Annotated in this window: 8 protein-coding genes; 3 read left to right on the forward strand and 5 right to left on the reverse strand. The window is 65.1% G+C overall.

The window, feature by feature from the left end; genetic code table 11:
• The first annotated feature begins 13 nt into the window (after positions 1-13).
• Together JYG37_RS30480 and JYG37_RS30485 are read left to right on the forward strand one after the other, a co-directional pair.
• Positions 14-343, forward strand: a complete 330-nt coding sequence (locus JYG37_RS30480) for an acyl carrier protein (protein ID WP_213346945.1) — start codon at positions 14-16, stop codon at positions 341-343.
• Positions 344-409: 66 nt separating this feature from the next.
• Positions 410-1,402 carry a beta-ketoacyl-ACP synthase III gene (locus JYG37_RS30485; RefSeq protein WP_089490075.1) on the forward strand — a complete coding sequence of 331 codons (993 nt, stop codon included), beginning with the start codon at positions 410-412 and terminating at the stop codon, positions 1,400-1,402.
• A gap of 322 nt (positions 1,403-1,724) precedes the next feature.
• On the opposite strand, the gene JYG37_RS30490 is transcribed toward JYG37_RS30485, so the two are convergent.
• On the reverse strand, positions 1,725-2,525 hold the full coding sequence (locus JYG37_RS30490) for an EAL domain-containing protein (protein ID WP_124592628.1): 801 nt from the start codon (positions 2,523-2,525) through the stop codon (positions 1,725-1,727).
• 663 nt (positions 2,526-3,188) lie between these two features.
• On the opposite strand from JYG37_RS30490, the gene JYG37_RS30495 reads away from it, so the two are divergent.
• Positions 3,189-5,327: a sensor histidine kinase gene (locus JYG37_RS30495; protein ID WP_249746102.1), complete on the forward strand. Its 2,139-nt coding sequence runs from the start codon at positions 3,189-3,191 to the stop codon at positions 5,325-5,327.
• Positions 5,328-5,366: 39 nt separating this feature from the next.
• Here the strand turns inward: JYG37_RS30495 and JYG37_RS30500 are convergent, their stop codons facing one another.
• The 4 genes from JYG37_RS30500 to JYG37_RS30515 all read right to left on the reverse strand — a co-directional run bounded on the left by JYG37_RS30500 (position 5,367) and on the right by JYG37_RS30515 (position 12,623).
• Complete coding sequence (locus tag JYG37_RS30500) at positions 5,367-6,185, reverse strand: LabA-like NYN domain-containing protein (RefSeq protein WP_349631914.1); 819 nt, start codon at positions 6,183-6,185, stop codon at positions 5,367-5,369.
• A gap of 268 nt (positions 6,186-6,453) precedes the next feature.
• Positions 6,454-7,296: an OmpA family protein gene (locus JYG37_RS30505; protein ID WP_249746103.1), complete on the reverse strand. Its 843-nt coding sequence runs from the start codon at positions 7,294-7,296 to the stop codon at positions 6,454-6,456.
• Positions 7,297-7,355: 59 nt separating this feature from the next.
• On the reverse strand, positions 7,356-10,880 hold the full coding sequence (locus JYG37_RS30510; protein WP_213346949.1) for a YadA-like family protein: 3,525 nt from the start codon (positions 10,878-10,880) through the stop codon (positions 7,356-7,358).
• Positions 10,881-11,873: 993 nt separating this feature from the next.
• On the reverse strand, positions 11,874-12,623 hold the full coding sequence (locus JYG37_RS30515) for a response regulator transcription factor (protein WP_050013519.1): 750 nt from the start codon (positions 12,621-12,623) through the stop codon (positions 11,874-11,876).
• Positions 12,624-12,697: the final 74 nt, after the last annotated feature.

Genomic DNA, 12,697 nt, shown 5'->3' on the forward strand with positions numbered 1-12,697 from the left:
AGGAATCGATGCCATGAGCGATCACATTCAAGCCGCCACCGTCAACGCGCCGACGGTCACCGCCGCAACCATTCTCGCGTGGATCCAGGAGTGGACCGAAGCGAACAATCTGCAGGTGCCGACCGATCTCGAACAGACCTTCGCCGACGCCGGTTTCGATTCGATGCATTCCGTCGAACTCGCGTTCTTCCTCGAAGAGCGTCTCAACATCAAGATCGACGATACCGTCCTTTACGACTATCCGACCTTCAATGCGCTGGCCGAGCATCTCGTCTCGCTGCAACGGCAGGACACGAGCGCTGCCGCCAGGCCGGGCGAAGACGCGAGCGTCGGAACCTGGTAACGCCACGGCGCCGGTTCGAGACATCGGGCGGCCGGCGCGTCATCGACTTTGATCGGAGTACAGAAGATGGTGGAAATCAATCGCGCGGGCCACTGGACGTCGCGCGTCGTCGGCTGCGGTTCCGCGTTGCCCGAACACCGCATGACGAATCATGACATCGCGCTCAGGGTCGACACCACGGACGAGTGGATCACGCAGCGCACCGGCATCAAGGAGCGCAGGATCGCGGCGCCCGGCGAGAACACGTCCGATCTCGCGATCGGCGCGGCCCGCGCCGCACTGAGTCACGCCGGGATCGCCGCGACGGACGTCGATCTCATCGTGCTCGCGACCTGCACGCCGGACCGCACGATGCCCGCGACGGCCGTGCGTGTTCAGGAGGCGATCGGCATGCCGCGCGGCGCCGCGTTCGATGTGCAGGCCGTCTGTTCCGGTTTCGTTTTCGCGCTTTCGGTCGCCGACAACATGATCCGCCTCGGCCAGGCGCGCACAGCGCTGGTGATCGGCGCGGAAACGATGTCGCGTATCGTCGACTGGCAGGACCGCAACAGCTGCGTGCTGTTCGGCGACGGTGCGGGCGCGCTGGTGTTGCGCGGCGAACGGCGCGAAGGCGACAAGCCGCGCGGCGTGCTCTCCACGCATCTGCATTCGGACGGGCGGTACTGGGACAAGATTCACACGGACGGCGGGGTGTCGTCGACGCAGAGCGCCGGCAAGATGCATCTGGAGGGCCGCGACGTATTCCTGCATGCGGTGGTCAATCTCGCCGACGCGTCGCAGGAAGCGCTGGAGGCGAATGGCCTGAGCCGGGACGACGTCGACTGGATCGTTCCGCATCAGGCGAACCAGCGCATCGTGCAAACCGTCGGCACGAAGTTGAATCTGCCGATGGAGAAGGTCGTGCTTACCGTCAGCAAACACGGCAACACGTCGGCGGCGTCGATTCCGCTCGCGCTCAGCGAAGCGGTATCCGACGGGCGCATCAAGGAGAACGACCTCGTCCTGACGCCCGCAATGGGCTCGGGCTTCACGTGGGGCTCGGCGTTGATTCGCTGGTGATTCACGCGCGACGCACCGGCGCGCGCCGGTGCGCGGCCGATCGGCGCCTTTCCCGAAATGTGGGCGCGCTGTGGAAATGCTCGCGAAAGTGACAAAAGTTCACTTTGAGCGCTCGGGCCGCCGTTCTATGCTGGCTGCATGTCGCACACGGCGGCGCGAACAAACAGCCCGATCGGAGCGTAGATGGCCGTCGATGTTCTGGATGAATCCCGGGATGCTGCGGCGTCCGGCATGCCGGCCCGGCGCATGACGCATGCAGCCGCGAGCCTGAAGCACGAATGGCGCCTACCCGTCGCCCATGGCGCGACCGGTGCACGCAGGGCTACGAGGGGATCCGCGCATGGTAATCGGTGATGAACGTCGCGACCGCCGCTTCGTGCAGCGGCTCGCCGAGGTAGAAGCCTTGGCCGTCGACGTCCGGCAGCGTGCCAGCCCACTCGAACTGCTCGGCGGTTTCGATGCCGGTCATCACGATATGCTTGCCATGACCTTGCGCGATCTGCACCAGGGTTTCAACGACCCGCATGGATTCGCTGTTCTGCAGGACATCGCGGATCAGCGAGCGATCGAACTTGACGATATCCACCGGCAACTGCTGCAACAGCGTCAGCGAATTGAAGCCTGCGCCGAAGTCGTCCAGCGCGACGCGCACGCCGATTGCCTGCGTCGCGTGGATGGCCTCCACGAGCCAGTCGAGCCGGGCAGGCGGAACGACATCGGTCAGCTCGATTTCGACGCGAGCCGGTTCGAGCGCGAGCGACGTCAGCAGCGCGGCAAGCTGCGCGGGAAAATCCGGGTGGCCCAGCTCCGACGGAGACAGATTGATCGCGAGCGACAACTCGCCGCGACCGGCTGCCTTCCACTGCGCGAGCAGGTGCGCCGCGCGCCGGGTGAGCAGGTCCGTGAAGCGGGTGGCCAGGCATGAATCCTCGATCAGGCTGATGAACGACGCCGGCTCCAGGATGCCGCGCGCCGGATGATGCCAGCGCATCAGACATTCGAACCCGGCCAGGCGAATCCCCCGGAGTGCGAACTTGGGTTGCAGGAGGAAAAAGAACTCGTCCTGACGAAGTCCGCGTTCGGCATCGTCGAGCGGATCGGGGGACGCAAAGGGGGAATTCATGAATGTCCAGGTAAGCCGATTGAAGTGTCGGCCGCATGTCTCTGATTGATCGATTCTATTGAGCGGAACGCAAATTTTCAACTCGCGAAAAACAAACAAATGTAAATTCGTATATTGATTTGTATATTGGTTGTAGATTTATGTTGGAGGTTATTTCATGAAAATCGTATCCAGTTATTGTATTTCCATATTGGAAAATCCAAATCATTAATCATTTCGGTGATGTCGGTCTTGCGCCGCGGTTATGCCAGCCGCTGGCGGGTGCGAATCATCCGAAGAAATGACGGAAATGGCATTGAGACGGTAATTTTTGCTGGTGAGAAAGGCGGGCATTGATTCGAAATGAATGCAAGTGCAATTACAATAGATTCCTTACATTATTCATATAAAAATTGCAGTATAATTTCTGCATCTTAAATTCCGGTTCATTGTGGCGGGCCGATTTGCCCGGTACGTCGGCGTGGGTATGCAGGGCGGGCGATCGGCAGGTGAAGGGGGCCGACGCCTGCGGCGCCCGTCAACGCTGTCTGAAGCAGGTTGCGGTGTTTGATGCAGGCATTGCAGATGCCGATCAATGCGATATCGATGGAGCATCATCTGATCGACATGTTCGGAAGATTTTTGGGGCTGTGGCGGCGCCGTTCATGTGACGAGGGCAGACAGATGGCCGGGAACGTGTCCGCGCATTGTGCGACCGACTGGATACGCCTGACGTTTGCGCTGGTGCTGGTCTGCGCGGTGCTCACGGCGACAGAGGCGTTGCATCGTGTCGACCGCGCGTGGTTCGAGTTCGTTTCGCAGTCGGTTCGCCGCGGGCCCGTCAAGCCGCTGGCGATGATCGTGGTCGACGAACGCACGACCGCGCGTCTGGGCAACTGGCCGTTCAGCATCGAAACACGCGAACGGATGATGGAGCGGCTTGCCGGAAGTGGCGTCGCAGTCGTCAGTATCGACCTGACCGGTTTGCGGGACGCCGCGCGCACGCGCGCCGGGCGCCGGGCAGCCGGCGAGACGGCAAGCCACGGCACTGCACGCATGGAGGCGGGGACCGGCAACGTCGGCAATACCGGCCAAGCCTGCGCGCGCGATGCTGCATTTCGCTGGAATGGGCCTTGCGAGCGCTACTCGTACGTCAATGTGCTGGACGGCGCGGTGCCGTCGAGCCGGCTGAGCGGCCGCGCGGTCCTGATTCGCGCGGCGGTCGACCTCGGGCAGGGCCGGCCCGGCGTGTCGTCGGCCGGCACGCTGCCGAGCGGAGACTGGGCCGCGACAGCGAATGCATCGGCTGGGCCGGCCATGACGGCACCGCTTCACCAGACGGGTTTCGCATGGACGTTGCTGTTCAACGAGATCGTCGTCTGCGTGATCTGCGCGTTGCTCTACCGGTTCGGTCCCCGCGCCGGCCTCGCTGCGTCGTTCGCCGTCACAGGCGCGGTTGCAGCGATCGCGTATGTGATGTTCGCGGTCGGCGGCGAGGCGCTGCCGCCCGCCATCGGCATGCTGATGTGCGTGCTCGCCTGCCTGCTGGTGTTCTGGCGGCGTACCGAAGTGTCGTTGCGCTTCATCGGCCTCCTGGGCGACCGGATGGCGGCCGATCCGTCGCTGCATGCGGAATCGGCGAACACCGCGCCGTACATCGACCCGGTTCGGCGGCAACTGGAGAGGACTGCGAATCTGGATGCGCAGGTACGTCGCTATCGTGCGCTGATCGACGCATGGGTCGACAGTCTTCCGGAAGCGACGTTGATTGCGTCGGCTGCCGGCGTGGTGCTGCTGGCGAACCAGCGGATTGCCGCGTGGTGCGCGGAGCCCGACGAGCATCCTGGGGCTGGGCGGGCGCCGGTGGGGCGTCCGGTTTCGGACGTGCTGTTTCAAATCACCGCTTCGCATCGGGCGAATGAATTCGCCGCGCAGGCGTTGACGTCGCTCGATCACTGGTCTGACGGCGACGCGCTGTCGGCCCAGACGAAATCCCAACTCGATCAGGGGATCGAGATCGCCAATGCCCGGTGCGGTCGTTCGCTGCTGATCAAGTGCGCGCCGATCCGCCCGTCCGTCTACGGCGAGCGTGCGCTGGTCTTTCATGTCGCGGACGTCTCGTCCGTCCGGATGGCCGAGCGGCAGCGCGACATGGCGCTGCGATTCCTGTCGCATGACATGCGGTCTCCGCAGGCGTCGATTCTCGCGCTCGTTTCGCAGATTCAGCGGGAGCCGTCGCGGTACACGCCGCAGCGCTTCGCCGAACTGGTATCACAGTATGCGACGCGCGCACTCAGCCTGTCCGACGATTTTCTCTTTCTTGCCCGGGCCGAGAATCTGCCGCCGAAGCTGGCCGCGGTCGATCCCGCGCTGGTGCTCGGCGATGCCGTCGACGATCTGCTGCCGCAGGCGAGCGCGAAATCGACGACCGTCAATCTCACGGCGGAGCCGGGGCTGAGTACGATCGCCGACGTGCAATTGCTGCGGCGGGCGTTCGTCAATCTGATCGGCAACGCGATCAAGTTCGGTCGCGAAGCCTCCACGGTCGACGTGGAACTGTCGGCCACGGACCGGCACGTGAAGATCGCCGTGACCGATTACGGCGCCGGCATATCCGAGCGCGATCAGGAAAAGCTGTTTCGCGAATTCACGCAACTGGACGGCGGCGCGTCGATGTCCGGGCATGGTCTGGGCCTGGCGTTCGTCAAGACGGTCGTCGATTCGCTCGGCGGAAAGCTGCAGGTCCGCTCGAAGCTCGGCGAAGGGACGACCTTCCTCATGTTGCTGTCGAAGCACGATCACGACGCGGCGCTGGGGCACTGATCCGGCCGCTGCTTCGACGGCCCGCCGACCGATCGACCACTACGCGGCGGAAACGACCTGGATCCGACGCGCTTCAGGCGCACCGGCGTGTTTCGCGGGGATCGCGAGGTCGAATTCGAGAATCGTGCTGCGGGACGGCAGCCGGGCGAGGACGGATGGATCCTGGAAACTGCTGCCGCGAAAGTAGGCGGGACTCGTCTCGGCGGCCGCAAGCAGCGGCGTATCGGGCAATGCGGCCCAGAACGCGATGAAGCCGTATCCGTCGTCCGGCTCGAACCGGTTGCAGACGCCGCGCACGCGGGACCCGACCTGGCCCCAGGCTGGCGAGCCGGCGGCCGCATCGCGGACCGGCAGCAGGCCCGGTACCAGATAGCCGCTGATGAACTGGTCGGCGGCATCGCGCAACTCGAGCGGCACGTTGTCGAAACCGAGGACTTCGACCCGGCATCCCTTCTTCTGCAGCGCTCGCACGACTTCGACGAAATCGCCGTCGCTGGTGGCGACGAGCACGGTGTCGAGCCGGTCCGATTCGGATAGCGCGTCGATGGCCATGCCGAGATCCGAATTGGATTTGACGGTTTCGGTGCCGTCCTCGTCGGCGAAGTGCCTGAGCGGCTTGACCGTGACGCGGAATCCCTTGTCGCGCAGCGCCGCCTGATAACCCTTGATCCGCGCATCGTAATCGGCGGAGCGCGCGGCGCGGCGCGCGTCGAAACTCAGATACGCATGCAGCCGCTGAATCGTGGCGCCGGCTCGACCGGCGAGCGCGCGCAGCACGTCGTATCGCATCAGGTGGCCGCCATTCGCGTCCATGCTGCTTCCATCCACGTACACCCCGACCCTTCTCATCGTCGTCATCCGGATTGCTGGTAGCTCGTCGCTCAGGTGTTCGAATCAAGTGCCGTCGTGCCGCGTCGCGTGCTTTTTGCACGGGTACGCGGTGGGCGGGCGCACGACCGTGCCGGTCCGGCGCCGATGTGGCGGGAAACGGAATGCCGCGCGCGATGCCGGGGAGCACGACGCGCGCGTTGCCGGCCGCCGGCGCGCGATGCAGGTTGCCGGTTGGTCAACGGTGGCGCCCGCCACGCGGGTGAAACGTGAATGACGCCGCCCGCGTCGCGGCCCGTCAGTCGCGGCCGCTGACCGCGATCGTGACCCGGCGATCGGGTTGCAGGCACGCGATCACGGCGCGGCTCTGGCCGGGTGGGCAATGCGTGACGGGCTCGCGCGATCCTACGCCGTCCGCCTCGATGGCGTTGCCGTCCAGGCCATGCGCGATCAGATAACGGCGAACCGTTTGGGCCCGTGCACGCGACAGCGGGTCGTTCACCGCGGGGGTACCGATCCGGTCGGTGTGCCCGACCACGACGATCCGCGTAATCGCCTTGTGGCGCTTGATCCGCTCGACCGCATCGTCGAGCTGCGCCTGGCCGCCGGGCTGCATCGATTCGAGGCTCGATTGGCCGAACGCGAACAGTGCATCGCTCTGCAGCGTGAATTGCTCGATCGGCGCGGCCGGCGGTTCTGCCGCGGCCACCGGTGCGGCGGATGGCGTGCGCACGAAGTCCGCGCACGCGGGGTCGCGCCAGTAGGTGTTGCTCACCTTCATGTGCTCGTCGTAGCGCACCTGGTACTGGCACGAGACGACTTCGTTGCCGCGGCGGAAGTCGAACAGGTAGTTCCACGTGTGGCTGCCGACGAACCACTCGTTGAAGTGAGGAGGGCCGAGCAGATCGAACATCTGGTCCTTGTTCAGGCCGGGCCCGACGTTACGCAGGTTCGCCGCGTTCACGAACGTGCCACCCTTCGGGCTGGCGGATTGCGGATCCGGGAAGCGGGGCGGCCCGTCGGCCGCACAACCTGCCAGGGATGCAACGGAAAGCACACTGACGGACAGCGCAAGTGCCCATTGGATTTTCATGATCAGTCTCTCATCGTATAAGGAGCCGCGTATCAGGCGCTGCGGCAACGATCGATCGTTACGCGCAGCCGCCGCCTATCGCTGCAGTGCAGCCGTTTATTCCGCCATCACCACTGATAACCCGCGCCGATCACGGCGCCGTAGTCGTTGCGCGTGTTGGTCGTGATGGCGGCCTTATAGATCCAGTGATTGTTTTCGGAGATCGTCGAGATGCCGATCGCCTGTCCCGACTGGCTGCGATAGACGCTGCCGGCGATCGCGACCATGCTCTTGCCCGGGCCGGACGGTTGCGGCAGGCCCGCGACGGCCATCGCACTCGCGGTGCCGCCGTCCGCGTCGCGTCGCAGCGACTGGATCTTCGCGTCGGTGTACGCGTTCGCGTTGCCGACCGCGGCATTCAGTTGCTGGACATTGACGCCATCGGTGGGCGCGGTGCCGGCCGCGACGTTCGTGAGTTGCCGTGTCGAAGTCGCCGTGCCGATCGATACGACGTTGTTGCGCCCGCCGTCGTCGCTCCCCGAGCCGATGGCCACGGAGCCGTTGCCGGACGACGTCGAACCCGCGCCGATCGTCGTCGAGCCGGTGCCCGATGCGGTCGAGCCGTTGCCGACCGCCGTGCTGTTCGAACCGGACGCGACCGCGCCGTTGCCGCCTGCCGACGAGTTCGAGCCCGTCGATGCCGGCGGGGTCGACGAACCCGGCGTCGACGGGAAGCCGCCGGTACCGCCGGTATTGCTGAGGTTCTGGATCAACGTCGTCAGGTTCTGGTTGACCGCGTCGAGCTGGCTGACGTTGACCGCGTCGGTCCCGGCCGACCCGGCTGCGAGACCGGTGATCTTGCGGTTGCCGACGTTGATTTCGCCGGCCGACGACTGTGGGCTGCTCAAGCCGTATGCAATGTAGTTGGACTGCGCGCCCACCGTCGTGACGGAGCCGGCGCCGAGCGCGATGCTGTTCGCGAAGCTCGCGCTGGCGCCCGAGCCCAGAGCGATGGCGTCGGCTGCGCTGCTGTTCGCGCCTGAGCCGATCGCGATACCGCCGGACGTGCTGGCAACCGCGTTCGCGCCTTGCGCGATCGATTGCGGCCCGGTCGCGTTCGCGCCGCTGCCCAGCGCGATGGCATCGGCCTGCCCGGCGTTCGCGGCCTGGCCGATGGCCACGCCGCCGGGCGCCGTTTGCTGGACGATCGCACCGTTGCCGATCCCGACGCCGTTGTCTCCGTTGACGACGGTGGTCGGCCCCACCGCGATCGACTCGGCGCCTACCGCGAGCGAATCGGCGGCGGTCGAGTTGGCATGGAAGTACATCGTCGGCGTGACGGCGAACGATTGCAGCGCACCGGTCAACTGCCGGACCGTGACCGCATCGTGCGCGTCGGTCCCGTCGGCGACGTTGATCAGTTGGCGGTACGTGTTGCCCGACGCGCTGCCGAACGACACGGCGCCCAGCAGCGTCGCGTCGGACGTGTTGAATGGGACGGTGTGGCTGCCGGCCGGAATCGTGCCGCTGCCGGCCGCGATGGCGCGATCCGATACGGCGCCCGAGCCGATCGCGACGCCGCCGGCTATCGAAACGGCCGTCTGCGCGCCGAGCGCCACGCCGTTCGCCGCGCTCGACTGCGCGCCGGTGCCGGCTGCCAGGCTGCTGGCTGCGCTCGCGACTGCCTGAGGGCCGACGGCGATGCTGTCCGTCCCGGTCGCCTGACTGTCGGCCAGCGTCGAGTTCGCGTGGAAGTACTTGATGCCTGCGCCATTGTTGATGTTCGATATCGCGGTCGTGTTCGCCGTTACTTGCTGGTTGGTCGCGAACAACTGCGAACCGTTGACCGCGTCGGTGCTGGCGCCGCTCAATTGGCCGGCCGCGACGTTCTGGATCTGGCGCTCCGCGCCCGGCGCGCCGACGCTCACGACACCGGCCGGTGCCGCGCCCGCGAAGTTGTAGGTCACGCCGCCGATGACGGCGCTCGAAGTCGGCGTGGCGGCGACGGTCGACGAATTCGCGCCGAGCGCGACGCTGTTGGCCACGCTCGCGATCGCGCCCGTGCCGATCGCGACGCCGCCGGTTGCGGCGGCCTGGACGTTGGCCGAATCGCCGATCGCGATCGCGCCCGCGACATTGGCCTGCGATGCGTTGCCGAGCGCGACGGAGCCCTGCCCGGTCGCGACGTTCGTATTGCCCAGCGCGATCGCGCCATTGCCGTTCGCGGTGTTGTTGGCGCCTACGGCTACCGCGCCGTTGCCGGTGGCCGTGTTCGGATCGCCGATCGCTACCGCGCCGTTACCGTTCGCGGTCTGCCCTTCGCCGAGTGCGACCGCACCGGTGCCGCCGGTTACCTGCGAGTTGTGACCGCCGGCAATGGAACCCGCGCCTGCGGCCGCGGCCACCGTGCTGGTGTCGCCGAACGCGACGGTAGAACCGGCCAGCGCTTGCGAGCCGGTGCCGATCGCGACGCCGCCGTATGCCGATACCCCGGCATTCACGCCAAGGGCCACCGAGTTGTCGCCGCCTGCGGTCGCGCCGGCGCCCAGCGCGACGCCGGAAATGCCGGAAGCCGTCGCCAGGTTGCCGAGCGCAATGCCGAACAGGGTGGACGCCGTGGCCGTGTTGCCGATCGCGATCGAACTCGTGCCGCTCGCCGTCGCCTGGCTGCCGAACGCCTGTGCGTAGGTGTTGCTCGCGAGCGCGTTGTAGCCGATGGATACGGCCTGGGCGCCCGTCGCCTGTGTGCCGGAACCGGGCACGCCCGCTGTGCCGCCCGGGCCGAGCGCGACCGCGTTGACGCCCGACGCGCCGCTGTTGACGCCGATCGCGACGGCGGAGGCGCCGCTGACCGACGCGCCCGAACCCAGCGCGATGCCGGCGTCGGCGGTGTTGGTGGTGATCGATTCGAAGCCCGTGGCGATCGAGTAGCTGCCCGCCGCGGTCGCCAGCGTCCCCAGCGCAGTCGAGTGGTCGCCCGATGCGGTACCGCCGGCACCGAGCGTCGTCGCGGAATTGTTGGACGCAACCGACGCGTTGCCGAGGGAAATCGAAGACGTGCCGGACGCGGCTGCATTCAATCCACTGGCCAGCGCGTTGTCGGCGCTTGCCCGGGCACCGGCACCCAATGCGGTGCTCCCGCTTCCGGATGCCGTCGCGAAATCGCCGAGTGCACTCGAGTTTTCGCCGGTCGCGGCGGCGGACGCGCCGAGCGAGGAAGCGTTGGTGCCGGTCGCCAATGCCTGATGCCCGATCGCGGTCGCGCCGACTCCGCTCGCCGTGGTGTTGCCGCCGATGGCCGTCGAACTGCTGTTGGATGCCGTGGCGGCTTGCCCGAACGCGCTGGTGCCGGTGCCGGCGGCGACGGTGTTGGTGCCGACTGCCGTTGCCGCGGTACCGGTGGCGCTCGAGCCGGGCCCCGCCTGATACTGGGCGAGCGCCTGCTCCGGCATGACGATCGTGCCGAGTAACAGCGGCAGGATCGCGGCCACGCATTGTGTGATGCGAAATTCGTGGCGACGGATCGTGCCACGTGCGTCAACCGGGCTCGACGACGATCCCGGTTGGCCTTTTCCGCCGCCCGTATCGATTTCCGACACGGCGACGAGTGCCCCGCGCGCCTTGCTCCATATGACCTTGTGCACTCTGTTCATCGTGACAACCCCTATAAAATAAGAAGATCTATCAGGCTTGATTTGGTAGTGATACTAAATGTGTTGTGAAAATAAAATTCACGGTATGCGCGTCTGATCCATATTTATTGCGGGAATGAAATGAGCATGTGCGACCACGAGAATGTGTGGGCCGGGCACGAGTCGGGGCGGGGCGAATCCGGCGCGTCGTCGGGCCGGGCAAGTCGATCGCGTGACGACGACACGCGTCCGCGTCGATCATGGATCGCTTCATGAGATTTTCCATTTCTATATCTCGGCGTGAGAAGTGCTTGCTCGGCGGCAGGCCGCCGTTACTGTAATAGGGGAAGCAGAACAATCTGAGAATTCAATGCGCGATCTCGATTCTTGAAACGAGAAAATCAGGTTTTTTTAATGGCGTTGCCAGTACGATCCAGCATGGATTTTTTTAATCGAAGATCATCAATTTATGGGTAGCGGGGCGGTGATCGGATAAACGATATAAGCGTATTTAATTGCATGATCCTTGTGATGCTAGATATTAGGAGAGGACCTTCGAATCAAAAAGAAAACATTTGTCACGTTTTGAAGGATTGTTAACGTGTGACGACGCTGCCTCATTGCGATGGATTGCATGGGATCGCACGTAGATGGCACGGCCGATCTGCCGCGGACCCGAATCGGTGTAAAAACGTCGAAAGGCGTCGGGAGCCGGTTGCCAGCCGGTGTTCCGAATGAATAGGAATGCCAAGTGAATGCGGGGCGATTCTTGCGTCGGCGAGCGGCGCACCGGAATCGGTGGCGTCGGTCAGCGGATACCAGGTTCCGGGCGCACGCTACTCGTCGTGGCGCGTGAATGCACGATCAGCATCGGCAATGCCGTTGCGGCGTCGCCACGCGATTGCCAACGCTTCGGAAGCCAGCTCTGTCGCGTAACGAAGCGCCTGCGCATGACGTCGGAGCATGCCGGGAGCCGCGCCTCCTGCCGGAGGCGCCACCCACATGCAACGACACTCACACGCGGCTTTCCAGCAGCATGCCCGCGTCGCGGCGAACGTCGGCGGAAGCTTCGGTGGAAGGCTTGATCTGATCCAGTCGATAACCGAGCGTATAAATTGCGGAAAGACGCAAGCCGTTCTCGATCCCGAGCTTCAGTTTTTGCCGAATCCTGTAGATGTGGGTATCGAGCGAACGCGACTCTGTTCCCAGTTCGCGCCCCCACGCCGTGGTTGCCAGCAACTCGCGCGACATGATCTTGCCGAGATTCTGAAACAGGCATGCAACGAGCTGAAATTCCTTCGTCGTCAATTCGATCTTGGCATCGCGAAGCCGGACCGCGCGCTCCACCGGGTCCAGCACGTACGCGCCCGCCCGGATCGGCTCGTCGCGCCTCACGTTGCGCGCGACGCGGCGCAACAGCGCATTGACCCGCGCGGCGAGCTCTTCGGCGCGGAATGGTTTGCTCAGATAGTCGTCGGCGCCGGCCTCCAGCGCCCTGACGACATCGAGTTCCTCGACGCGGCTGGTGAGGAACAGCACGCCGTATTCGACATCCGCACGCGTACGGATCCAGTTCAGGACTTCGATGCCGGTCAGGCTGGGCAAGTGCCAATCGAGCACGACGGCGTCGACGGATTCGGATCGCAGGTAGCGCAGCGCCTGCTCTCCATCGACGACGACCTTGATCGTGTGGCAATAAGGGGAAAGTGCGCTTTGCACTTCCTCCGCCTGAACGGGATCGTCCTCCACAACCAATATGCGCATGCGTGCCCCCGGGTATCGTGATCGGCCTGCTCGACTGAAACGACAAACATGGCTGTGCGAGCAGGCAAACGTTT

The sequence above is a fragment of the Burkholderia sp. LAS2 genome (assembly GCF_018417615.1).
GTDB classification, from domain to species: domain Bacteria; phylum Pseudomonadota; class Gammaproteobacteria; order Burkholderiales; family Burkholderiaceae; genus Burkholderia; species Burkholderia sola.